Raw genomic sequence first — 24,027 nt, 5'->3', positions numbered from 1 at the left:
CGCGGTGCTCCCGAACGGTCCCGAGACGTGCCGGATGGGGCAGATGAGGAAGCACGTACCGTGCCCTGTCGTGCTCGTGCTGCTGCCCCCCTCGGAGACCAAGCACCCCGGCGGCGACGGCGCCCCGCTCGACCTGACCACCCTCGCGGCACCCGAGCTGACCCCGCTGCGCGAGCAGCTGGTGGACGCCGTGGTGTCGCTGTCCGCCGACGTCCCCGCGGCCCGTGCCGCGCTGGACCTGTCGCCGAAGCAGGACGACGAGATCGCCCGCAACGCCGCGCTGCGCACCAGCCCGACGATGCCGGCGATCGAGCGGTACACCGGCGTCCTCTACGACGCCCTCGACGTCCGGTCGCTGACCCGTGCCCAGCGGCGCCGGGCCGACCAGCGGCTGGCGGTCGGCTCGGCGCTGTTCGGCGTGCTGCGCGCGGACGACGCCGTCCCGGGCTACCGGCTGTCGGCGGGCAGCACGCTGCCCGGGCTGCCCACCCTGCGGTCGCTGTGGAAGCCGGTGCTCACCGACGTGCTGGCCGGTATCGACGACCTGGTCGTGGACCTGCGGTCGGGCGCGTACGCCGAGCTGGCCCCGGTGCCCGGTGCGGTGACCGTGCAGGTGCTCAGCGAGCGGCCGGACGGGACGCGGGCGGTGGTGTCGCACTTCAACAAGGCGCACAAGGGTCGGCTGGCCCGGCTGCTGGCGACCACCACCGGTGAGCCGGACTCCGTCGTCCGGCTGCGGGCGCTGCTTCGGCGGGCGGGGTTGCACGTGGAACATGCCGGCGGCACCGAGCTGACCCTCGTCGTCCCGGCCGCCGCGATACCTCAGCGCTGAGACAGCCGTTACGGTCGCGGTGTGGACGACGACCTGTGCACCCGCCCGGCGACCGAGCTGGCTGCGCTGGTGCGCGACCGCGAGGTGTCGGCCCGCGAGCTGGTGGACGCCCACCTCGACCGGATCGAGCGGCTGAACCCGGCGCTCAACGCCATCGTCACGCTGGACGCCGAGGGCGCCCGGGCCGAGGCCGACGCCGCCGACGCCCGGCTGGCCGCCGGCGAGCCGGTCGGACCGCTGCACGGCCTGCCGATCGCGCACAAGGACACCCATGCCACCGGCGGCATGCGGACGACGTGGGGCTCGCCGCTGCACGCCGACACCGTGCCGGCGCACGACGAGCTGGTGGTCGCCCGGCTGCGCGCCGCGGGGGCGATCCGGCTCGGCAAGACCAACGTGCCGGAGTTCGCGGCCGGCTCGCACACCTTCAACACCCTGTTTGGCGCCACCCACAACCCCTACCGGCACGGGCTGTCCGCCGGCGGCTCCTCCGGGGGTGCCGCCGCCGCGCTGGCCGCCGGTCTGGTGCCGATCGCCGAGGGCAGCGACATGGGCGGCTCGCTGCGCAACCCGGCCGCGTTCTGCAACGTCGTCGGCCTGCGGCCCACGCCCGGCCGGGTGCCCACCCACCCCGCCGCGATCGGCTGGTCGCAGCTGTCGGTGCAGGGCCCGATGGGCCGCACGGTCGCCGACGTCGCGCTCGGCCTGTCCGCGCTCGCCGGCCCCGACCCCCGGGTGCCCATCTCGCTCGGCGACCCCGGTGCGCCCTTCGCCGCTCCGCTGCCCACCGAGCTCACCGGGCTGCGGGTGGCCTGGGCCCCCACGCTGGGCGGGCGGGTGCCGGTCGACCCGGCGATCACCGCCGTCCTCGAGGCCTCCCTGGGTGTCTTCACCGACCTGGGCGCCACCGTCGAGGAGGACTGCCCCGACCTGACCGGCGCCGACGAGGCGTTCGGCGTCCTGCGGGCGTGGCTGTTCGAGGCCAGCTATGGCGACTTGGTGCGGCGCAACCCCGACCGGGTCAAGGAGACGATCCGGTGGAACGCCGCCCGCGGCGCCGAGCTCACCGGCGCGGACGTCGGCCGGGCCGAGGTGGCGCACACGGCGCTGTACGAGCGGGTGGTCGCCTTCTTCGACCGCTTCGACGTGCTGCTGGCGCCGACCACGCAGGTGCTGCCGTTCCCGGTCGAGCAGGAGTACCCGACCTCGGTGGGTGACGTCGAGTTCGACGACTACCTGGGCTGGATGCGCTCCTGCACGCTGGTCTCGGCGACCGGTTGCCCGGCGCTGTCGGTGCCCGGCGGGTTCACCCCCGACGGGCTGCCGGTGGGGCTCCAGGTCGTCGCGGCGCCCCGGGCCGACCGGCGGGTGCTGGAGGTCGGGCACGCGTTCGAGCAGGCCACCGGCTTCGGCCGGCGCCGGCCCGACCTCGGCTGAGGGTCAGTCGGCCTCGGGGCCGGCGACGCGGTACGCGCCGGCGGTGCCCGGCGTGGCGGCGGGCAGGTGCGCCCGGGCCTCCTCGCGCTTCTCCTGGCGGCGGGCCATGACGACGCTGCCGACCAGGAACAGGCCGGACAGGATCAGGATGACCGCGGTGAAGGCGTTGAGGAACGGCAGGTCCAGCCCGGCCAGGGTGAGCACGCCCACCGCGATGAGGGCCAGCGCGGCCAGCAGCGCCCCGGCAGCCCGCAGCGGGCTCTTGCCGACCTCCTCGATCCCCTGCTGCGCCTTGTCCTGGGCGTAGTCGAGCGGCTTCTTCGCCCAGCTGAAGCGGGTGGCCAGCACGGCGAGACCGGCGAAGATGACGATGAAGCCGGGGCCGGGCAGGACGAGCAGCCCGATGCCGGCGAGGGTGAGCAGGCCGCCGAGAACGGCGATGGCGACGGTCTTCATGGACCCGTTGTGCCCCGCCGGGTGGTCGCCCATGCGGAACCACGCGGTACGGGCGTGGCGGGGCGATCGTCGGACCCTCCCCGCAGCATGGGGGCATGACGACCCCCGCTGACGACCTGGCCGGCCGGACCGGGCTGGACGAGGAGCTGCTCGGCGTCCCGGTCCGGCTCCCGGCCCTGCGGGACGGGCCGGCGACGGTCCGGCTCGACTACACGCACTTCAGCGTGCTGCACCGCCCGGACCGTCGGCTGGCCGCGGTCACCGGGGTGGGCATCGACGGGGCGCTGCTGCAGGACCTGCCGCGCGAGGGCATCGAGTGGCGGCTGGACCCGCGGCTGCCCGCCGGCCAGCAGACCGGGCCGGAGGTCTACACCCGCAACGACCTGGACCGCGGCCACCTCGTCCGCCGGGCCGACGCCGTCTGGGGCACCACCCTCGCCGAGGCGCAGCAGGGCAACGAGGACACCTTCCACTACACCAACGCCGCGCCGCAGGCCGCCTCGTTCAACCAGGGCGAGCAGCTGTGGCTCGGCCTGGAGGAGTACCTGCTGACCAACGCCGCCACGGCCCAGCGGAAGCTCGTCGTCCTCACCGCGCCGGTGCTCGACCCGGCCGACCCGCCCTACCGCGGCATCCGCGTCCCGCTGCGGTTCGTCAAGGTGGCGGCGTTCGTGCACCGCGGCGAGCTGGCCGCCACCGGCTACCTGCTCGACCAGACGCCGCTGGTCGGCGAGCTGCCCGGCACGGCCGCCACCGACGACGCCCCGCCGCTCGGGCCGTTCCGCACCTTCCAGGTGCCGGTCGCCGACGTCGCCGCGCTCACCGGCCTGGACCTGGACCAGCTCGCCGCCGTCGACCGGCTGCCGGCCACCGTCGGGGCGGACGCCGGCGGACCCGGGGTGCCGTCGGGCTGGGCCCGGCTCCGCACCCTGGCCCAGGTCCGCTGGCAGCAGGGCTAGCGGCGCGAGCGCAGCCCCCGCAGGGTGCGGACGGCGACCAGCAGCTCGGCCAGCTCGTGCCGGTCACCACCGGCCAGCTCGGCCAGCTGGGCCGCCGACCGCTGCTGGGACAGGTCCCACGCGTCGACCCAGCGGGCCACCAGCTCACCGGCGGTCTCCTCGTCGGAGCTGCGCAGGCCGAGCACGTCCGCGGTCAGCGTCGCCTGCTCGGTGGCCAGGTCGTCGCGGAGCGTCGCCCGGGCCATCGACGGCCAGCGCCGGTCCCGCGGCAGGCCGGTGACCAGCTCGCGCAGCGGCACCAGCCCCAGCCGCTCGGCCAGGCACTGCGACACCTGGCCGGCCAGCGCGATCGGCGCACCGGTGCGCTCGGCGACCACGGTGAGGTCGAGGGCGGTCGGCAGCAGCGGCGCGGCCGCGACCTCGGCGGCCAGCTCCGGCGGCACCCCCGCCGAGCGCAGCTCCGCGGACCGGTCGGCGTAGGCCTCGGCGTCGGCACCCAGCAGCCAGCCGGGCAGCCCCGCCCGGACCGTCGCCACCGGTGCGGCGAACCGCTCCGTCACGGCGCCCAGCGTGGCCGCCGGCTCCGCGGTGAGCTCGGGCACCCGCAGCAGCCAGCGGGTGGCCCGCTCGGCCAGCCGGGTCGCCTCGGTGCGCAGGTGCACCTGCACCGCGGCCGGCACCCGGTTGTCCAGCTCGCGCGCGGCGTCCCAGAGCCGGTCGACGTCGAACGCCGCCCGGGCCACCGCGTGCGCCCGCACCACCGCGGCCAGCGGGGCGCCGGTCTCCTCGGCCAGCCGGAACAACCCGGTGACCCCGGCGACGTTCACCGCCCGGTTGGTCAGCGCGGTCGCGACGATCTCCCGGCGCAGCGGGTGGCTGGTCAGCGCGGTCGGGAACCGGCGGCGGAGCGCGGCGGGGAAGTAGTCCTGCAGCAACCCGGCCAGCGCCGGGTCGTCGGGCAGCCCGGAGTGCAGCACGGCGTCGCTGGCCTCGATCTTGGCGTAGGCGAGCAGCACGCTGAGCTCGGGGTTGGTCAGCCCCTGCCCGTCCCGGCGCCGTTCGCCGAGCGCCCGGTCGTCGGGCAGCGCCTCGACCGCGCGGTCCAGCCGGCCGGCCCGCTCCAGCGACCGCAGGTAGCGCTGGTGGGCGTCCAGCAGGCCGCGGGCGGCGGAGGACTCGGACGCCAGCGTGGCGTTCTGCGCGTAGTTGTCGGACAGCACGTCGGCGGCCACCTCGTCGGTCATCTCGACCAGCAACCGCGCCCGGCCGCCGGTGTCCAGCCGCCCCTCGTCGACAACCCGGTTCAGCGCGATCTTGATGTTGACCTCGTGGTCGGAGGTGTCCACGCCGGCGGAGTTGTCGATCGCGTCGGTGTTCACCCGGCCGCCGGCCAGCGCGTACTCGATCCGGCCGCGCTGGGTCAGCCCCAGGTTGCCGCCCTCGCCGACCACCCGCACCCGCAGCTGCTCGCCGTCGACCCGCACCGCGTCGTTGGCCTTGTCGCCGACGTCCAGCGCGCTCTCCGACGACGCCTTGACGTAGGTGCCGATCCCGCCGTTGAACAGCAGGTCGACCGGGGCCAGCAGCACCGCCCGGACCAGCTCCGCCGGGCTGAGCGCGTCGACGTCCTCGGCCAGGCCGAGCGCGACCCGCATCGGCTCGGAGACCGGCACCGACTTCGCCGTCCGCGGCCACACCCCGCCCCCGGCGCTGATCAGCGACCGGTCGTAGTCGGCCCACGAGGAGCGCGGCAGCTCGAACAGCCGGCGGCGCTCGGCGAAGGAGACGGCGGCGTCCGGGGTCGGGTCGACGAAGACGTGCCGGTGGTCGAAGGCGGCCACCAGCTGCAGGTGCTCCGACAGCAGCATCCCGTTGCCGAAGACGTCGCCGGACATGTCGCCGATGCCGACGACGGTGACCTCCTGGCTCTGCACGTCGACGCCGAGCTCGCGGAAGTGCCGGGTCACCGACTCCCAGGCGCCGCGGGCGGTGATGCCCATCGCCTTGTGGTCGTAGCCCACCGAGCCGCCGGAGGCGAAGGCGTCGCCGAGCCAGAACCCGCGCTCGATCGCCACGGAGTTGGCCAGGTCGGAGAAGGTCGCCGTCCCCTTGTCCGCCGCGACCACCAGGTAGGTGTCGTCGCCGTCGTGGCGCACCACCCGCTCGGGCGGGACGACGGCACCCTCGACCAGGTTGTCGGTGAGCGCGAGCAGCGCCCCGATGAACAGCGTGTAGCAGGCCTTCCCCTCGGCCAGCAACTCATCGCGGGAGGCCCCCTCCCCCGGCCCGCGGAGCACCACGAACCCGCCCTTGGCACCGGTCGGCACGATCACGGTGTTCTTCACCGTCTGCGCCTTGACCAGGCCGAGCACCTCGGTGCGCAGGTCCTCCCGGCGGTCGCTCCAGCGCAACCCACCCCGGGCGACCGCGCCGAACCGCAGGTGCACGCCCATCACCCGCGGCGAGCTCACCCAGACCTCGCGGGCGGGCCGGGGCTCGGGCAGGTCCGGGACGGCGTGCGGGTCGAGCTTGATCGCCAGCGGGGCGCCGCCGGTGAAGACCCCCGCGGTGTAGGCCGTCGTCCGCAGGGTGGCCTGGACGGCGGCGAGCAGCGAGGTGAGCACCCGGTCGGCGTCCAGCGACTCCACCGACCCGATCGCCTCGACCAGGGAGGCGACCAGCGCGGTGGTGCGGGCCTCCCGGCCGGCCTGGCGGTCGGGGTGGAACCGGGTCTCGAACAGCGCCACCAGCCGGGCGACGATGCCGGGGTGCGCGGCCAGCGTCTCCTGCACGTAGCCCTCGCCGAAGGGCAGCCCGCCCTGCCGCAGCCACTGCACGTAGGCCCGCAGCACCGCCACCTGCCGCCAGGTCAGCCCGGCCAGCAGCACCAGCGAGTTGAGCGCGTCGTCCTCCGCGCGGCCGGCCCACACCGCGGTGATGGCGTCGGTGAACCGCTCGGGCAGGGTGCCGGCGAAGGGCACCTCGCCGGTCGGCGAGGCCAGCCCGAAGTCGTAGACCCACGCCATCGGCGCGCCGATCCGATCGATCTCGTAGGGCCGCTCGTCCAGGACGTCGACGCCCATGTGCTGCAGCACCGGCAGCACGTCGGAGAGCAGCAGCCGCTCCCCCACCCGGTAGATCGTCAGCCGGCGCTCGCCCTCCGGGCCCTGGGCCGTGGCCCACAGCCGCAGGTCCATCCCGCCGGGGGTGAGCCGGTCCAGCCGGGCCAGGTCCTCGACGGCGAGCGCGGCGGGGAAGTCCTCCTGGTAGGCGGCCGGGAACGCGTCGGCGACCCGGGCCAGCATCCGGGCGGCGTCGTCGCCGTACCGGGCGGCCAGGGCGTCGGCGAGGTCGTCGGTCCAGCTGCGCGCGGCGGCGGCGAGCGAGGCCTCCAGCGCCGGGACGTCGACCTCGGGCAGCGTCGCGCCGCTGCGCCGGCTGACCGGCACCCGCACCACGAAGTGCAGCCGGGACAGCACCGACTCGCTCGACCGGACGGTGAACTCGACGTTCGTGCCGCCGAGCTGCTCCAGCAGCAGCCGCTGCATCGCCAGCCGGACCTGGGTCGTGTACCGGTCCCGGGGCAGGTAGACCAGCGCGGAGAAGAACCGGCCGAAGGGGTCGCGGCGCAGGAAGAGCCGCGTCTGCCGGCGCTCGCGCAGGTGCAGCACGGCCAGCGCGACCGGCAGCAGCTCGTCGACGTCGACCTGGAGGAGCTCGTCGCGCGGGTAGGTCTCCAGGACGTCGAGCAGCTCCTTGCCCGAGTGGCTGTCGGCCGGCACCCCGGAGCGCTCCAGCACCGCGTCGGCCGTCCGCCGGACGAGCGGCACGTCGCGGACGCTGCTGGTGTACGCCTCGTTCGGGAAGAGCCCGACCAGCAGGTGCTGCCGGCCGCGGCTGCCCGGGACGTCGCTGGGCAGGTCGACGACGACCAGGTCCAGCCAGGCCGGGCGCTGCACGGTGGAGCGGGCGTCGCCCTTGGTGACCAGCACCCGGCGGCTGCCCACCGCGCCGGGGGCGGCGAGCGCGGCCGGGGCGACGGAGGTGGTGCGCTGCGGCGAACCGCGCAGCAGGCCCAGCTCGGAGCCCTCGACCACGGAGGGGTCGGCGGTGTCGCCGACCAGCTCGACCGTGCGCGCGCCGAGGAAGAGGAAGTTCCCGTCGGCCAGCCAGCGCAGCAGCGCCGCCGCCTCGGCCGGGTCGTCGGCGGCGTGCTCACCGGCGTCCGCCGCGGCGGGCTCCCGGTCCAGCGCGTCGGCCACCTCCCGGGCGCGGGCGGTGAGGGCGTCGGCGTCCTCGTGGGTGCGCCGGACGTCGGCGAGCACGGTGGCCAACCCCGCGACCAGGTCCTCGGCGGCCTCGTCGTCGACCGCACCGGCCAGCACGACGGCCATCCAGGACTCGGCCAGCGCGTCGGCGCCGCAGGCGGCGGCGTCCGCGCTGTCGCAGAAGGCGATCAGCTCGCCCTCGGCGTCCCGGCGGACCACGACGATCGGGTGGACGACGTGCTGGGCGACGATCCCCTGCCGGACCACCTCGGCGGTGACCGAGTCGACCAGGAACGGCATGTCGTCGACGACCACGCGCAGCACCGCGCGCCCACCCTCGCCCCGGTGCACGTCGACCACCGGGGTGCCGGGCCGGCGGCGGGCGGCCAGCCGCAGGTGGTCCAGGGCCAGGGCGGCCAGCTCGGCGGGCTCGTGGCCGACCACCTCGGCGGCCGGCTCGCCGGCGTAGAACCGGTGCATCAGCGCGGCGCCGTCCTCGGCACGGACCCCCGCGGGCAGGGCGGCGCCGCCGGTCATCAGCCCGCCGGCGGCCGCGGCGGCGTCGTCCAGCAGGCGGCGCTTCTCGTCCTGCGCGGCCTCCAGCGAGGCCATGTCCACCGGGACGTCAGCCGCCCGGTCGAGCATGCGGTCCGAGAGGGTTTCCGTGCCGACCATGTCCGGCCACGCTAGTCACCCGGGTGCCGCCCCGCACGTACATCGGCGCGCCGTCGGGGGCACGCCGCGGTCAGCAGGTCAGGCGCGGACCTTCAGCGGCAGCAGCAGCTCGGCGATCCAGCTGAAGACGGCGATCAGCAGGCCGCCCAGCACCGCCGGCACGAAGCCGTCGACGGAGAACCGGTCCGACAGCGCGGCGGTCAGGCCGAGCATGGCCGCGTTGATCACCAGCAGGAACAACCCGAGCGTGAGGACGACGAACGGCAGCGCGAGCAGCCGCACGACCGGTCCGACGATCGAGTTCACCAGCGCGAACAGCAGCGCCACCCAGAGGTAGGTGCCCGCCTCGCCGTACCGGCCGCCCGCGGTGTCGACGCTGATCCCGTCGACCAGCCGGGTGACGGCGTAGATGATCACCGCCAGCACGACGACGCGTACGGCGAACTTCCCGATCGTGGCCACGGCGCGGAGGCTAGCGCCCGAAGATCAGCAGCACGTGGCTCGCGTCGTCTAACCCGCTCTCGCGTCGTCGGCAGACAGGCCTAGAGAGTGCTGCCCGGCGTTCCCGTACCGCGGTGCCGTAGCGGGGTGCCGTAGTGCGCGGCCGCAATCCCGTAGCCGGTACGGTGCCCGCCCGACCAGCGCGTCTCCAGCATTGACCTCGTCCTGCTGGAGCCGGGGACGACCCCGGCCGCACTGATCTGGAGCACCCCGTGACCACCCTGACCCGCCGCCGTGGCAAGCACCGCGCCCCGCGTCCGCCCCGCCGTCCCGCGTCCACCGTCTCCGGCCTCGTGGCCGCCGCCGGGCTCGCCCTGACCCTGGCCGCCTGCGGCGGCAGCGGCTCGGACGTGCCGGACGAGGACGCCGTCGCCGCAGCCGTGGAGGACGCCGTCGGCACCAGCGACGAGGACGTCGAGGCCGCCGTCGAGGAGTGGGCCGAGAGCGTGTCCGGCAAGCCGGACGCGCCCGACGAGCCGCTGGCCGTCGGGGACTGCGCCGAGACGATCTGGTACGAGACGCCCGCCGCCGGCCTCCCCTCCATCGACTGCGACGAGGAGCACGACGCGGAGGTCTACCTGGCCGTGCCGCTGGACGAGCTGGGCCCGTCCTTCCCGGGCACGTCCGAGATGCAGGACCACACCAAGCGGGACTGCACGACCGGCTTCGAGGACTTCGTCGGCATCCCGGTCGACCAGTCGGTGAACATGTTCTCCGTCGTGTACCCCACCGAGGAGAGCTGGGCCGACGGCGACCGCACCGCGCTCTGCTACGCCACCGGCCGGACGATGGAGCCGCTGACCGGTTCGCTCGAGGGCGTGGCGGAGTGAGCGCCACGGTCACCCCCGCCCCGGCCCTCGGCGAGCGGCCGCCGACCCCGGCCGGCAGAGCCACCCCGTTCGGCCGGGCCCTGCACTGGTCCGGGGCGGGTGCCGCGGCCGGCGGGTTCGCCGGGATGCTGGCCGACCCGCGCGGCTGGTACGTGGTCGCCTTCTGCGTCGGCTTCACGCTCTGGCTGCTGGTCACCCTGGCCCGCGTCCTCGGGGCGGTCCACCGGGCGCTGCCCGGTGCCCCGCCGCCGGGAGGCCGGCTGGCCCTCGCCCGGGTGGAGTCGATCGCCCGGACCGGCCTCGAGGTCAACGACCAACCGCAGTGCGAGCTCACCGTGGTCGTCGGTCCGGGCACCCTCCGCCAGGGCACCGGGCCGGCCTACGCCACCACCACCCGCGCCGTCCTCGACGTGGTCACCCTCCCGTCCTTCCAGCCCGGCTCGGTGATCGTCGTGTCGCAGCCCGACCCGGCCCAGCCCGACGTCGTGGTGGTGGCGACGCCACCGGCCGACGCGCTGGCCGCCGCCCGGGCCGAGGCCCGGCACGAACCCGGCGAGGGGGCGCTGCCGCCGCTGGACCGGGTGCCCCTCCGGACGGCGGCCCCGCGACCGGGCCTGGGGCTGCGCGGGCCGACCCCCGCCGGTCTGCTCGGTGGGGTGGTGCTCGCCGGCGGTGCCGCGCTCGCGGTGCTGCTGCCGACCCTCCTCGGCTGACCGCGCTGCCATGGGCACGCCAGGGACCGCCCGCGCGGTGGTCGGCTGGGCCGCCTGGGACGTCCGGGACGTCGCCGATGCCCGTCGGCGGCGTCCCGACGTCGACCTGACGGCCTGGGCCGCCGACCGCGGCTTCGACGCCCACGGCAGCGCGAACGCCGGCGGCTGGGCGGGGGTGCTGCCCGGCGAGCCGGAGCTGCAGGCCAACGTGGTGCGGGGCACCACCCCCGGCGGCTGGGACTGCTGCCTGTGGCACTGGCGGGAGCCGGTGCCGGTGGCGGACGGACCGCAGGGCCCCACGCTGCGCGGCCGCCCGCACCACGACCTCACCGTGCAGTCCCCGCTGCGCGGCCTGCCCCGGGCCGGCGGGCGGCGCTTCGTCGGGGTGCCGGTCACCGCCGCGGCGGTCGCCGTCCCGGAGGCGGCCCTGCTGGCGCCCTTCACGCTCGGCGCCCCTGACCCCGATGCCCCTGCCGCCCAGCCGGTCCCGGGGCTGCTCCCCCGCCTGCTGGCCGGCCCGCTCGGTGCGGTCGTGGCGGCCGGGTCCCGGTTCGCGCTCTTCGAGCTGGCCTGGGGGCACGGCGTCCTGGTGCTGCGCCGCAACGGCTACGCGGGTCCGGCCGGGGTGGACGAGCTGCTGGCGGCGCTCGACGTCTGCGCGGCGGCGCTCGCCGAGGTCTGCGCGCCGCTGCACACCCCCGCGCCGTTCGCCCGGCCGCTGCCGGCGGTGGCCTGGCCGACCACCGAGACCGCGACCGGGTGCCCGTGGCCCCCCTCACCGCTGCTGGAGGAGGTGCACCGGCTCAGCCGACGGCTGGACATGCAGCTGGAGGACCCCGACGCCTACCACCGGACCTTCCCCACGACCCCGGTGCCCGGCCGCGCCTGGGCGGTGCTGCGCGGCGCCCTGCCGGTGGGTCCGGCCACCAGCACCGCCCGGATCGCCCTGCACACCGACGCGCCGCTGCCCGCCGGGGGTGGCCGGACGGCGCTGCTGGTGGGCGGGCCGTACGCCCCCACCCCGCCCGGCGGGGTGCGGCTGACCGGCAGCCCGGTGCCGATGCGGTACGCGGTGCGCGGGGAGGCGCTCGGCGTCTGGGTCCTGCGGGACCGCCCACCCTCCCTCGGCGCGGTGACCGAGCTGCTGGGCACGGGGCTGGCGCTCGCCTCCGGGCTGCGGCTCCGCGGGGCTGGCTGAGGGGTGGCAGCTGCCCTACGCTCCGCGGCGTGCCCCAGGGTGAGTGGGTGGTCCGGCCCCGCGCCGGCCTGGTGGCCCAGGCGCTCGCCGAGCTGGCCCGCCCCGGGGTGGTCGGCATCGCCGTCACCGGCGAGGCCGGCTCGGGCAAGACGACGCTGGCCACCCACGTCGGCGTCGCCGTGGGCGCACGGAGCGCCGTGCTGCTGGTCCGCGGGACGGCGCTGGCCGCCCCGCACCCCTACGGCGCGCTGTCGCCCTACCTCGACGGGCTGCCCGACGACCTCGGCGACGGGCCGCCCGGTCCGCTCGTCGTCACCCGGGTGCTGCAGCAGCGCCTGCGCGGCCTCGGCGGTGCGACCGCCCCGCTCGTCGTGGTCGACAACGTCGACCTGGTGGACGAGCACAGCGCGGGCGTGCTCGGCGCGCTGGCCGGGTCCGGCGCGCTGCGCCTGCTGGTGGTGGCCGACGACGTCACGACCGGCCCGGACGCGATCGTCGACCTCTGGCGCGACGGGCTGCTCGGCGCCGTCGTCGTCCACCCCTGGAGCGACGAGGAGGTGGACGCCGCTGTCCAGGCCCGGCTCGGGGGGCAGGTGAGCGCCGGGGTGCGCCGGCACCTGCGGGAGTCCAGCGACGGCAACCCGATGCTGCTGCGGCACCTGCTCGAGCTCGGCGTGCACAGCGGCGGGCTGGTGCGCTCGCACGGCAGCTGGACCGTCGACGCCTTCCGCTGGTCCGCCCCCGAGGCCGGCGGGCTGCTCGACGCGCCGCTGGCCCGCTGGACGGCGGCGCAGCGGCGGCTGCTGGAGCTGGTCGCGCTGACCGACCACGTGCCGCTGACCGCGGTCGACCGGCTGCTGCCGCCCGACCAGCTGGAGGCGTTGCAGCGGGCCGGGGTCGTGGTGGTCGAGCCCGGTCGCGCCGGGGGCGTCGCCGGTCCGCCCACCGCGCGGCTGGCCAGCCCGGCGCTGGCCCGGGCCATCGGCCAGCAGGTGCCCTGGGCCCGGCGGCGGGCGGTGCTGCAGACGGCGGTCGAGCTCGGCGTGGGGGACGGCGACCCGAGCGCGGCGCAGGAGCTGGGGCTGGCGGCGCTCACCCTGGACACCGGCGCCGTGCTGGACCCGGCGCTGGCGCTGCGCGCCGCCGGCACCGCCCTCCTGCAGCAGGACGCCCCGCTGGCCCTGCGGCTGGCCGAGGCGGTCCCGGCCGGCGACCACGAGGCGCTGGCGACGGTGCTGCGCTCCCAGGCGCTGCGGATGCTCGGCCGGACCGACGACGCGGTGGCCGTCCTCGAGGAGCTGCGCGCCCGCCGCTGGCCGGCCATGCCCGCCGGCGAGCGCGTGCTCTGGGCGATCGAGCGGGCCGACACCGCCCGCTACGCCCCGACGCCGGTCCGCGAGACGGCCCTGGAGGTGCTGGACTCCCTGCGCACCGACGGCCCGGTGACGGACGCCGACCCGGAGGCGATGCTCGACATCGCCTGGGCCTCGCTCGCCTTCTCCGGCGGCCGGTACGCCGAGCTCGTCGAGCGGCTGCGCCCGGTGCACGGGGCCGGCACGTCGGCCGGCGTCGAGCGGTGGGCGGTCAGCGGCTCCCTGCTGGCGGCGGCCCTGGCGGCGCTCGGCAGCCAGCAGGAGGCACGGGCGGTGGCTGCCGACGTCGCGGAGGTGTGGCACCAGGGGCAGCTGCCGCCGGACCTCAGCATGGTCGTGCTCTCCGGGTTGAACGTCGCCCTGCTGACCTGCGGCGAGTGGGCGGTGGTGCGCGACCAGCTCGCGCTCCCGGGGCCGCACCGCGACGCCCGCAACGGCACCTCCGACGACTTCGGGCTCGGGCTGGTGCACGTGCTCTGCGGGAACGGGCACCGCGCCCGGCCGCTGCTCCGCTCGGCACTGGCCGGCTTCGTGCTGCGCGACCCGCACCGGCTCGAGGGCCTCGCCCGCGCGGCACTGGCCTGGGCCGAGGCGCTGGCCGGCGACACCGCGGCCGCCCGCGCCGAGCTCTCGCGCTACGCCCCCACGATGTGGCTGGACTACGACGGCCCGGTGACCCCGCAGCTGAGCCTCTCCGGCGCCCGGCTCGCGCTCGGTGACGACGTGCGGGAGGAGGTGGTGGCCCGCGGGCGCGTGCTGCTGGAGCGGGGGCACCTGGGCAACGCCGCCGTCGTGCTCTCCCAGGCCGCCCGGCACGGCTCCGCCGACGCCGTGGCGCTGCTGCGCAGCATGCCGATGCACTCCCCCGGCCCGTGGATGCGCGCCGCCCGCGACCACGCCGAGGGGGTCGCCACCGGGGACGCCGACCTGCTGGCGCGCACGGCGCACGGGCTGCTGGCCGCCGGAGACGCCGGGTTCGCCGTCGACGCCGCGACGGCCGCGCTGGACGTCCCGGACGCGGGCCGGGAGACGGTGCGCAGCGCCGCCAAGGTGCTGCACCTCGCCCGGCGGCAGCTCGCCGGACCCACCGCGCCCGGCGCCGGTGACGCAGCCGCCGGGCCGCTCACCCGGCGCGAGCGCGAGGTGGCCGAGCGGGCGGCGCAGCGCCAGTCGAACGCCGAGATCGCGGCCGCGTTGCACCTGTCGGTGCGCACCGTGGAGAGCTACCTGCAGTCGGCGTTCAGCAAGCTGGGCATCAACAGCCGGACCGAGCTGCCCGGCGCGCTGGAGCAGCTCGCCGGCTGACCCTCCGGGAACAACCGCGGGGCTACGGTGCTTGTAGAGCATGCCGGCCCGGACAGACCCCCGGGCTCCACCCCTTCGTCGCTCCGAGCGACCACTCGCCGAGAGGCGGCTGCCGGGCCGGCCATCGCGCGCCCCGCCGGGACGATCTCCCGACGGGGCGCTGCGCTGTCCGCGGCCAGGCGGTTGTTCGAACACGTGTTCGACTGCTGTGCTAGCGTGGACGACGTCGACCAGGGAGGCCCAGCTACTCCTCTGAGAGAGTCTGCCGCTGTCTAGTGCTGTGGCTAGACAGCCTGAGACCAGGGTCGAGTCGCGGCTCCATGCCTCGGTCTACGCATGTCTATCGCCGGAGCTAGACGAGCGCATAACCTGCTCGACATGGACCCCGTGCGGAACCCGTACGCCCCCGGCGCCGGTCAGCGCCCGCCCGAGCTCGCCGGCCGGGACACGGAGCTCTCCGCCTTCGACGTGGTGCTCGAGCGCATCGCCCGCGGCCGACCCGAGCGCTCGCTGGTGCTCACCGGGCTGCGCGGCGTCGGCAAGACCGTGCTGCTCAACCAGCTGCGCTCGGCGGCGATCAGCCGCGGCTGGGGCACCGGGAAGATCGAGGCGCGGCCCGACCAGTCGCTGCGCCGGCCGCTGTCGGCCGCGCTGCACATGGCGCTGCGCGAGCTGCGGCACCCCGACCAGGAGTCCACCGACGCGGTCCTCGGCACGCTCAAGGCCTTCGCCCAGCGCCAGGCGCCCGCGGACGCGAAGGTCCGCGACCGCTGGCAGCCGGGCATCGACGTGCCGGCCACCACCGGCCGGGCCGACTCCGGTGACATGGAGATCGACCTCGTCGAGCTGCTCACCGACGTGGCCGGCATCGCCGCCGACGTCGGCAAGGGCGTGGCGCTGTTCATCGACGAGATGCAGGACGTGCAGGCCGACGACGTCTCCGCCATCTGCGCCGCCTGCCACGAGCTCTCCCAGCAGGGCGCGCCGCTGATCGTGGTCGGCGCCGGCCTCCCCCACCTCCCCGCGGTGCTCAGCGCCTCCAAGAGCTACTCCGAGCGGCTCTTCCGCTACCTGCGGATCGACCGGCTGGACCGGGCCGCCGCCGACCGGGCGCTGCTGGCCCCCGCCGAGCGGGAGGACGTCGAGTTCCACACCGACGCGCTCGATGCGCTGTACGAGGCCGCCGACGGCTACCCCTACTTCGTGCAGGCCTACGGCAAGGTCACCTGGGACGTCGCCGCCTCCTCCCCCATCACCGCCGCCGACGTCGCGATGGCCGCCCCGGCCGCCGAGGCCGAGCTCGCCGTCGGCTTCTTCGGCTCGCGCTACGACCGCGCCACCCCGGCCGAGCGGGAGTACATGCACGCCATGGCCGAGCTGGGCGGCCCGGCCGGCGCGGCGGTGGGCACCTCCGACGTCGCCGTCTCGCTGGGCCGCAAGCCCGCCTCGCTCTCCCCCGCCCGCGACTCGCTGATCAAGAAGGGGCTGGTCTACTCCGCCGAGCGCGGCCAGATCGCCTTCACCGTGCCGCACTTCGGGCGCTACCTGCTGCGGCACGCCACGGAGTAGCTCGGTCGCCGTCGACGCTGCTGCATTGCACGTCCTTCGTGCGCACCGCCCGCGCTGCAGCGCGAGCAACGGGAACGAAGAGCGTGCAACGCGGACGCTGGTCAACCGGGGACCAGCCGCCCGGCGGACGCACGCACGTCAGCCGCCCGCCGACGGTGTTCCACGTGCAACGTCGCGCGTCCCGGGGCAGGGTGGCGGCGTGAGCCCCGCCGAGGACGTCGTGACCCCCGAGGAGATCCGCATCCCGGTCGAGGGAGGTGAGCTGGCCGCGCTGTACTGGGCCGCCGACGCCCCGGCCGCCCCGCTCGTCGTCCTGGTGCACGGGATCACCGGCAACGCGATGGCCTGGGCGCCGATCGCCGCGGCGCTGGCCGGCGGGTGCGAGGTGGTCGCCCCCGACCTGCGCGGGCGGGCGCGCAGCGCGGGCCTGCCCGGCCCCTACGGGCTGTCCGCGCACGCCGCCGACCTGACCGCCCTGCTGGAGCGGTTCGGCGCCGACGCGGAGGGCGGCGCGGACGCCACAGTGCTGGTCGGGCACTCGATGGGCGGGTTCGTCACCGCCCTGGCCGCGGCGGGCAGCGCCCGCGACCTGGTGCACGGGCTGGTCCTGGTCGACGGCGGCCTGCCCTTCGCCGTCCCCCCGGCGGCCGACACCGACGACATGCTCGCCGTCTTCCTCGGCCCGTCGCTGGAGCGGCTGGACCTGACCTTCCCGGACCTGCCGGCGGTGCGGTCCTTCTGGTCCGGGCACCCCGCGGTCGGGCCCTGGGTCGACCACCCGGCGGTCGCCGCCTTCCTCGCCCGCGACCTGACCGGCGAGGCGCCCGAGCTGCGCAGCGCGGTGGTGTACGAGGCGGTCCGGGTCGACGGCGCGGACATGCTGCGCAACGAGGCCGTGCTGGAGGCCACCACCGACCTGCCGGTGCCGGCGACCCTGCTGTGGGCGACCCGGGGCATGCAGGGCCAGGTGCCCGGCCTCTACGACGAGGTGCGGCTGGCCGGGATGGGCCTGCAGGACGCGCACGTCACCGCCCGCGAGGTGCCCGGCACCGACCACTGGTCGATCCTCTGGTCCGACCAGGGCGTGCAGGCGGTCACCGCCGCCGTCCGGGAGGCCGCCGAGCGGTCCCGGTGAGGCTCAGCCGAGGCTGGGCAGGGCCGGCGGCAGCGAGCGCGGCCCCGCCGCGAGCGGCCGGGGCGCGTCCACCGGGTGCGCCCGGACGGCGAGCACCGCGACGTCGTCCTCGGCCCCGTCGGCCAGCAGCGCCGCCAGGAGCCCGTCGCACAGCTCCTCCAGCGACTCCCCCGCCAGGTCGGCCACGACGGCCCGCAGCGCCTCGCGGCCGGTGTCCAGGTCGCCGGTGCGCCGCTCGAAGAGCCCGTCGGTGAACAGCAGCAGCGTGCTGTCCGGCGGGATGACCGCCACCCCGTCCGAGCGGAACCCCGACCAGCCGATGCCCAGCGGCGGCCCGACCGGCGACTCCAGGTCGACCACCTTGCCGTCGGCCTGCAGCAGCATCGGCATCGGGTGCCCGGCCGAGGCCCAGCGGAGCCGGCGCAGCCCCGCGACCCGGTCGTCGTCGTCCTGCTCGATCCGGGCGACCAGCGCGGTGGCCAGGGTGGCGACGTCCAGCCCGACGACGGCGAGGTCGACCCGGCGCATGACGTCGGCCGGCGCGTCCTGCCGGTCGTAGGCGATCGCCCGGACCAGCGTCTTCAGCTGCCCCATGACCGCGGCGGCCTCGAGGTCGTGGCCCATCACGTCGCCGATGACCAGCACGGTCGAGCCGTCGGGCTGGAGGAAGGCGTCGTACCAGTCGCCGCCGATGGAGACGTCCTGGGTGGCCGGCCGGTAGCGCACGGCCAGCTCGAGGTTGTCCGGCTGCACCGGGGCCGACAGCAGGCTGCGCTGCAGCCGCTCGGCGACCCGGCTCTGCGCGCTCACCAGCCGGGCGTTGTCCATCGCCAGCGCCGCCCGCCGGGACGCGATGTCCGCGGTGCGCAGCTCGGCGTCGGTGAACGGCCCCCGGTCGGGTCCGGTGACCAGGGTGATGGCCCCGAACAGCTCGCCGCGGGCCAGCAGCGGGAAGGTGGCGACCGCGGTCGGCCGCAGCGGCTCCAGCGCGGCGCGCGCCTCCGGCGTGGTCATCGCCTCGACCTGCTCGGCGGTGAGCGACTGGATCACCACGGGCCGACCCTCCCGCAGCGCGGTCGGCACCGGGGCGGTCGACTGGTTGGTGGTGGCCCGCAGGTCCGCGTAGCGGTGCATCGCCGCCACCATCTCCGGGTCCCGGTGGGCGCGGCCGACGTCCCGGCGCCGGCCGTGCTCCACCACGCTGACCAGGCACCAGTCGGCCAGCTGCGGCACGACGAGCTGGGCGAACCGCTGCACCGCCTCGTCGGGGTCCAGGGTGGAGGTCATCGCCTGGCTGATGTCGCCCAGCAGCATCAGGTGCCGCCCGGCCAGCTCAGCGGCGCCGGCGGCGGCCGCGGCGCGCTCGGCGGCCTCCTCGCGGGCGGCGACCGCCTCGGTGCGGGCCTGCTCCACCCGCCGGCGCTCGGTGACGTCGTCGTAGGTGACGACCAGCCCGGCCCCGGTGCGGAAGGCGTGCACCTGGAACCAGGTCTGCAGCGGCTCGAACCAGGCCTCGAAGACCGCCGGCTCACCGGTCGCGGCGACGGCCTCGTAGTGCTCGCTGAACGGCGTGCCGACCGCCTCGGGGAACTCGGCCCAGATGCCCCGGCCGAGCAGGCCGTCGACGGTCCGCCCCAGCACCGCGGCACCGGCCGGGTTGATGTAGCTGAACCGCCACTCCCCGTCCAGGACGAACAGCGGTCGCGCCATGCCCTGCACGGCCTGCACCAGCAGGTCGGCAGGCGGCGCCGCGCCGTCCGGGGTCATGCCCCCACTCTGCCGCATGCCCGGCGCATCCCCGCCGACCGTCGGCCGGCCGGCCGGTCGGCGTCCCCCTGCGGGGTGAGCCGGCGGGCCCGGGACGACGGACGGGGGAGCAGGACCGCGCTGCGGTCCTCCTCCCCCGTCCGGGTGCTGCTGTCAGCTGGTGCTCAGTGCGCCATCACGATCGACAGGTTGCCCTTGCCGTAGCCGTCGACGTCGACCACCAGGTCGATCCGGTTGAAGGCGGCGGCCAGGCCGGCGATGTCGCCGGGGACGGCCTCGCCCGGAGCGTGCAGCGCGTGCAGCTTCGAGTGGTTGCGGCCCTCGCCGTTGAACATCGAGGCGGCGATGTTGACCACCTCGTAGACGGCCTCCAGGTGCATCGGGTAGAGCTCGCCCTCGTCGATGGCGTCCTCCAGCCCGCCCTTGGGGAGCAGCGCCAGCGCGCCGGCGAACCAGGCGGCCAGCCGGATGTCGAGCAGGCACAGCGCGGTGGTGGCCATCGTCGGGTCGACGTAGACGGCCACGGCCGGCTTGTCGTTGAGCGAGACCGGGTCACCCGGGGAGACGGTGACGTCCTTGCCGAACAGGCCCTCGAGCATGTCCCGGACGTCCTTGGCGGTCGGCAGCAGCGCCGGCAGCACGGAGGTCACGCGATCACCCCGTCCAGGGCGTCCTTGAAGGTGTCCTCGTTGAACGGCTTGGCGATGAGGAACAGCGCGCCGGCGTTGGCCGCCTTCTCCCGCATCTCCGGGGAGCCCTCCGAGGTCACGAAGCCGAAGGGCACCTGCTGGCCCGACGCCCGCAGCGCCTCGAGGCACTCGATGCCGCTCATCTCGGGCATGTTCCAGTCCGAGAGGACCAGGTCGGGCTTCTCGGCACCGACCATCTCGAAGGCCTCGCGGCCGTTCTCGGCCTGGATGATGTCGTGGTCGTCGTAGCCTGCCTGGCGCAGGGTGCGGATGACGATCTGCCGCATGACACGGCTGTCGTCGGTAACCAGGATCTTCACAGCGGCACCTCGTTCCGCTCGGCGTGCGGTGCCGGAGCGGCACCCTGCACGGTGATGGTCAGGAAGTTCCCTCGCCACTGGCCGACGAGGGAACGGACGTCGTCCAGCCGCCCCCGGGGCGGGGCCGCCCCGATCTGCGGCAGGCCGAGCTTGGACTCACCCGGCAGGACGCTCTTGATGTTGCCGCCGAGCACGTTGGCGAGCTCGCCCAGCGCGTCGGCGACGTCCTCGTCGTCCACGACCGTCGGCGGCCGGGTCATGAGGACGCTCTCGGTGAGCGCCTCGGCCGTGGCCGGGGCGCAGGTGAGGACGACGGAGCCGGTCCAGGGGCCGACGATGTCGACCCACGCGCTCACGACGTCGGCCGGCGGCGGCACCGGGACGGGCACGAACGCCTCGCCGTCGCCGACCAAGGACGGCCACACCTCGTCGGCGATGCTCTGCACCGTCTCGGCGTCGAGCAGCTCGGTGATGGGCTGGGCGGGGGACAGGGTCACGCGGTCACCTCCTCGGGGAGAAGGCCGAGCAGCGCCAGCTTGTCGCGCAGCGCGTCGGCGGTGAAGGGCTTGATCAGGTACTCGTGCGCGCCGGCGGCCAGGGCCTTGACGATCTGGCCGGTCTCGCTCTCGGTGGTGACCATCATCAGCGTCACCTGCCGGTAGGCCGGGTTGGCGCGGACGGCGAAGACGAACTGCAGGCCGTCCATCACCGGCATGTTCCAGTCGATGCAGCAGAGGTCGGGGACGTACCCCTCCTCCAGCACGTCGAGGGCCTGGCGGCCGTCGCCGGCCTCACGCACCTCGTATCCGAAGTCCTTGAGGATCGTGCCGACGATGCGCCTCATGGCACGGGAGTCGTCGATCACCAGAGCTCTCATCGTCAGGCTCCCTTCCGTGGGCGGTACGCGGAGCCGCGGCCGAGGACGACCCGCTCCCAGTTGTCGTCGACCCCGAGCGTGGTCTCGGCAGCGCCCAGGAACAGCCACCCGTCAGGGCGCATGATCTGGCGCACGCGCGTCAGGATCTGCTGCTTGGTGGGCAGGTCGAAGTAGATGAGCACGTTGCGCAGGTAGACCACGTCGAACGGGCCCAGCCGCGGCAGCGGTGCGGCGAGGTTGCACTCGCTGGCGGTGACCATCCGGCGCAGCGTGGGCGAGATCTCCCACTCGTTGCCGGCGCGGGTGAAGTGCCGCACGAGCATCGAGGCCGGCAGGCCCCGGTTGACCTCGAGCTGGCTGAACCGGCCGGCCCGGGTGCGCTCGACCATCTGCCGCGACAGGTCGGTGGCGGTGATCGACACCCGGGTCGCGGCGTTCGGCAGCGCGTCGGACAGCAGCATCGCGATCGTGTACGCCTCCTGCCCGCTGGAGCAGGCGGCCGACCAGATCTGCAGCCGCTCGTCCGGGCGGCGGGCGGCCAGCAGCTGCGGCAGCACCGTGCCGGTGAAGGCGGTGAACGGGTCGCCGTCGCGGAACCACGACGTCTCGTTGGTGGTCAGCGCCTCGACGATCCGCCGGGTCTTGGCCGGGTCGGGGTGGCTGCGGACGGACTCGACGAGCTCGCTGACGCCGGCGCAGCCCAGCTGCTGGGCCATCGGCAGCAGCCGGGCCTCGACCAGGTACTCCTTGCCGGGCTGCAGGACGATCGCGCTCTCGCGGTGCACCAGCTGGCGCACCCAGTCGAAGCTCGTGGCGGTGAGGGTCACCGGGTGCCTCCGATTCCGGCTGCGGCGCCGGTGCGGGCTGCGGCGAAGGCGGCCGCGGGACGGGGGGTGGGCAGGAGCCGGATGATCGCCTCGGCGACCCGGCCCAGCGGGAGGACCTCGTCGGCGAAGCCGGCCTGGGTGACCGCCCCGGGCATGCCCCAGACGACGGAGGTCGCCTGGTCCTGGGCGATGACGGTGCCGCCGGCCTCGCGGATCTGGCCGGCGCCGATGCGCCCGTCGGAGCCCATGCCGGTGAGGACGACGCCCAGCACGGCACCGCCGTAGGCGGCGACGGCGGAGCGGAAGAGCACGTCGACGGCGGGGCGGCAGAAGTTCTCCGGCGGGGCCTGGTTCAGCGCCGTCCGCCGGGCGGCACCGCTGGTGCCGATGGTCAGGTGGAAGTCGCCGGGGGCGATGTGCACCGTGCCGGGCGCGAGCGGGGTGCCGTCACCGGCCTCGACCACGGTGAGCGGACACAGCCGGTCCAGCCGCTGGGCGAACTGGCGGGTGAAGACGGGCGGCATGTGCTGGACGAGCAGGACCGGCACCGGCAGCGAGGCCGGCAGCAGCGGCAGCACCTTGGTCAGCGCCTCGGGCCCGCCGGTGGACGAGCCGATGACGAGCACGGCCGGCTCCTTGGCCGGGCCCGTGCGCGCCACCGGGGGGCGGACGGCGACCGGGGCCGCGACCGGGGCGGCCGCGGGGCCGCTGCTGATCGGGCGGCCGGTGAGGGCCTTGATCTTGGGGACGAGCTGCTGGCGCACGCTCTCCATCGACTGGGCGACGCTGCCGACGTTGGCCGGCTTGGTCACGTAGTCGTTGGCGCCGGCCGACAGCGCGTCCAGGGTGGCGGACGCCCCGCGCTCGGTCAGCGTGCTGAACATGATGATCGGCACGCGGCTGCGGGTGGCGCGGATGGCGCGCACCGCCTCGATGCCGTTCATGTCCGGCATCTCGATGTCCATCGTGACCAGGTCGGGCTTGAGCTGCTCGAGCTTGGTCACGGCCAGCCGGCCGTTGGGCGCCGTGCCGACGACGGTGATCATCGGGTCCTCGGAGAGGACGTCGGTCACGATCTTGCGGACGACGACGGAGTCGTCGACGACCATCACCTTGATCTGTTCCACGCGTTCCCCCGCAGCCGATGGTCCGGCCGGTTGGGCCGCTCACAACCTCATCGGCATCCGCCGAGGACAAGTTGAGCGCTATCGCGGTGGATCAGTGGGCATCACCGCACGAGCGGGAGCGACCTGCCCGTCACCATCTGCCAAGGGGTGCCCAGGACGGTCAGCGACTCCTCGTCGAGCAGGTCGCTCATCGCCAGGCCCTGCACGCAGCCGGCCAGCGCGTTCCAGACGCCCTCCGCGCCGTCGCGGGAGGAGAACCCGCTGTCGGCGAAGGCCTGGACCGCCATCAGCTGCGCCGCGGCCAGCGTCCGGGTGCGGCCGGAGACGTGCGCTGCCCAGGCAGCACCGTGCATGGCCGCCGCCCACGGGCGGCGCTGGGCGCGGGTGGCGTCGACCGCCAGCCGCCAGCGGCGGCGACCGGCCTCCTCCAGCCCGCGCAGCTCACCGAGCAGCTCGTCCAGGGCGGGGGCGGCCGGTCCGAGGTCGGGGCCGGCGAGGGGCTCCCAGGCGGCGACGGTCGCGTACGGCCCGGTCAGCTCGGTGCGCACCGGGTCGGTCAGCGCCTCGGCGGCCCACCAGCCGGTGGCGGCATCGGCCAGCACGTCGGCGGCGAGCGTCGCGACGGCCGGGTCGAGGTCGGCCACGACGGGGTGCTCGGGGCCCAGGACGTCGTCGCGCACCAGCCGCTCGAGGGCCGGGGTGCTGCCGATCGTGCCGCGCTCGAGGAGGGCGACCAGCCGGGCGGAGCGGTCCTCGCCCTCGCCCTCGCTCCCGGCGTCGGACATGTCCCGCAGCTGCGGGACCCCGGCGGCGGCCAGCTCGTGGGCCCGGCGGGCGCGGAGGGCGTGCGCCGCGCGCTCGGTGGCCGAGCGGCCGGCGGCGGGGTGGCCGGCGGCCAGGCGGTGCAGGGTCGGGGCGTCGGCACCGAGTCCGGTGAGCAGCACGTCGGCGACCTGCCGCCCCGCGGGCAGGCGGACCAGGTCGAAGCCGAGCGTCGCTGCGCTGACCAGGGAGTAGGGCACGTCGCCTCCAGGGAAGTGGTCAGGCAATCGTGGGCGCACCGACCACCATGTGCCACGCGGCCGTCACCCGCTCGCAGGACAGCGAACGGACGACGGACGCGTGTTCAGATCACAGCGTCAGTACCCGACTACCCAGAGTCGAAACCG

20 protein-coding genes are annotated in these 24,027 nt (G+C 75.7%); 9 read left to right on the top strand and 11 right to left on the bottom strand.

Annotated elements, in window-relative coordinates:
• Positions 1-70 precede the first annotated feature (70 nt).
• Positions 71-832, top strand: coding sequence for a peroxide stress protein YaaA (gene yaaA, locus FHX36_RS16045; protein ID WP_110552723.1), 762 nt, complete (start codon positions 71-73; stop codon positions 830-832).
• A 21-nt stretch (positions 833-853) separates the two neighbouring features.
• Entirely contained in the window at positions 854-2,269 is a 1,416-nt protein-coding gene (locus FHX36_RS16040) for an amidase (protein ID WP_110552724.1), read from the top strand.
• 3 nt (positions 2,270-2,272) lie between these two features.
• On the opposite strand, the gene FHX36_RS16035 is transcribed toward FHX36_RS16040, so the two are convergent.
• The gene (locus tag FHX36_RS16035) at positions 2,273-2,725 is read right to left on the bottom strand and encodes a PGPGW domain-containing protein (RefSeq protein WP_110552727.1); all 453 of its coding nucleotides are present in this window, start codon (positions 2,723-2,725) and stop codon (positions 2,273-2,275) included.
• 95 nt (positions 2,726-2,820) lie between these two features.
• On the opposite strand from FHX36_RS16035, the gene FHX36_RS16030 reads away from it, so the two are divergent.
• Positions 2,821-3,684, top strand: a complete 864-nt coding sequence (locus FHX36_RS16030; RefSeq protein ID WP_110552725.1) for a DNA/RNA non-specific endonuclease — start codon at positions 2,821-2,823, stop codon at positions 3,682-3,684.
• Here FHX36_RS16030 and FHX36_RS16025 read toward each other — a convergent pair.
• Positions 3,681-8,627, bottom strand: a complete 4,947-nt coding sequence (locus tag FHX36_RS16025; protein WP_183513901.1) for an NAD-glutamate dehydrogenase — start codon at positions 8,625-8,627, stop codon at positions 3,681-3,683. The two genes, FHX36_RS16030 and FHX36_RS16025, sit on opposite strands and share 4 nt — an antisense overlap.
• 78 nt (positions 8,628-8,705) lie before the next feature.
• Entirely contained in the window at positions 8,706-9,089 is a 384-nt protein-coding gene (locus FHX36_RS16020; protein ID WP_110553295.1) for a phage holin family protein, read from the bottom strand.
• Positions 9,090-9,340: 251 nt separating this feature from the next.
• Between FHX36_RS16020 and FHX36_RS16015 the strand changes: the two genes are divergently transcribed.
• The 6 genes from FHX36_RS16015 to FHX36_RS15990 all read left to right on the top strand — a co-directional run bounded on the left by FHX36_RS16015 (position 9,341) and on the right by FHX36_RS15990 (position 17,251).
• Complete coding sequence (locus tag FHX36_RS16015) at positions 9,341-9,958, top strand: septum formation family protein (protein ID WP_146251662.1); 618 nt, start codon at positions 9,341-9,343, stop codon at positions 9,956-9,958.
• Positions 9,955-10,671, top strand: coding sequence for a hypothetical protein (locus FHX36_RS16010; RefSeq protein ID WP_183513900.1), 717 nt, complete (start codon positions 9,955-9,957; stop codon positions 10,669-10,671). The genes FHX36_RS16015 and FHX36_RS16010 overlap by 4 nt, the downstream gene beginning before the upstream one ends.
• Positions 10,672-10,681: 10 nt before the next feature.
• The gene (locus tag FHX36_RS16005) at positions 10,682-11,869 is read left to right on the top strand and encodes a hypothetical protein (RefSeq protein ID WP_183513899.1); all 1,188 of its coding nucleotides are present in this window, start codon (positions 10,682-10,684) and stop codon (positions 11,867-11,869) included.
• 29 nt (positions 11,870-11,898) lie between these two features.
• On the top strand, positions 11,899-14,547 hold the full coding sequence (locus FHX36_RS23995; RefSeq protein WP_183513898.1) for a LuxR C-terminal-related transcriptional regulator: 2,649 nt from the start codon (positions 11,899-11,901) through the stop codon (positions 14,545-14,547).
• A gap of 378 nt (positions 14,548-14,925) precedes the next feature.
• Entirely contained in the window at positions 14,926-16,116 is a 1,191-nt protein-coding gene (locus FHX36_RS15995; RefSeq protein WP_110554360.1) for an ATP-binding protein, read from the top strand.
• A 199-nt stretch (positions 16,117-16,315) separates the two neighbouring features.
• Positions 16,316-17,251 carry an alpha/beta fold hydrolase gene (locus FHX36_RS15990; protein WP_183513896.1) on the top strand — a complete coding sequence of 312 codons (936 nt, stop codon included), beginning with the start codon at positions 16,316-16,318 and terminating at the stop codon, positions 17,249-17,251.
• Between the two features lie 3 nt (positions 17,252-17,254).
• Here FHX36_RS15990 and FHX36_RS15985 read toward each other — a convergent pair whose 3' ends face one another.
• From FHX36_RS15985 to FHX36_RS15950, 8 genes are all read right to left on the bottom strand, one after another.
• Complete coding sequence (locus tag FHX36_RS15985; RefSeq protein WP_183513895.1) at positions 17,255-19,018, bottom strand: SpoIIE family protein phosphatase; 1,764 nt, start codon at positions 19,016-19,018, stop codon at positions 17,255-17,257.
• A gap of 164 nt (positions 19,019-19,182) precedes the next feature.
• Complete coding sequence (locus tag FHX36_RS15980; protein ID WP_110551716.1) at positions 19,183-19,668, bottom strand: hypothetical protein; 486 nt, start codon at positions 19,666-19,668, stop codon at positions 19,183-19,185.
• Positions 19,665-20,027: a response regulator gene (locus FHX36_RS15975; protein ID WP_110551715.1), complete on the bottom strand. Its 363-nt coding sequence runs from the start codon at positions 20,025-20,027 to the stop codon at positions 19,665-19,667. Before FHX36_RS15975 ends, FHX36_RS15980 begins: the two co-directional genes overlap by 4 nt.
• The gene (locus FHX36_RS15970) at positions 20,024-20,524 is read right to left on the bottom strand and encodes a chemotaxis protein CheX (protein WP_110551714.1); all 501 of its coding nucleotides are present in this window, start codon (positions 20,522-20,524) and stop codon (positions 20,024-20,026) included. Before FHX36_RS15970 ends, FHX36_RS15975 begins: the two co-directional genes overlap by 4 nt.
• On the bottom strand, positions 20,521-20,904 hold the full coding sequence (locus FHX36_RS15965) for a response regulator (protein ID WP_110551713.1): 384 nt from the start codon (positions 20,902-20,904) through the stop codon (positions 20,521-20,523). The genes FHX36_RS15970 and FHX36_RS15965 overlap by 4 nt, the downstream gene beginning before the upstream one ends.
• Positions 20,905-20,906: 2 nt before the next feature.
• Positions 20,907-21,731 (bottom strand): CheR family methyltransferase, encoded by an 825-nt coding sequence (locus FHX36_RS15960; RefSeq protein ID WP_110551712.1) that lies wholly within the window; start codon positions 21,729-21,731, stop codon positions 20,907-20,909.
• Positions 21,728-22,858, bottom strand: coding sequence for a protein-glutamate methylesterase/protein-glutamine glutaminase (locus FHX36_RS15955; RefSeq protein ID WP_110551711.1), 1,131 nt, complete (start codon positions 22,856-22,858; stop codon positions 21,728-21,730). The genes FHX36_RS15960 and FHX36_RS15955 overlap by 4 nt, the downstream gene beginning before the upstream one ends.
• A gap of 101 nt (positions 22,859-22,959) precedes the next feature.
• Entirely contained in the window at positions 22,960-23,880 is a 921-nt protein-coding gene (locus tag FHX36_RS15950; protein WP_110551710.1) for a hypothetical protein, read from the bottom strand.
• Positions 23,881-24,027 lie beyond the last annotated feature (147 nt).

Origin of the sequence: Modestobacter versicolor (genome assembly GCF_014195485.1) — a bacterium.
GTDB lineage: Bacteria > Actinomycetota > Actinomycetes > Mycobacteriales > Geodermatophilaceae > Modestobacter > Modestobacter versicolor.
This window is presented reverse-complemented; position numbering and strand designations above follow the sequence as displayed.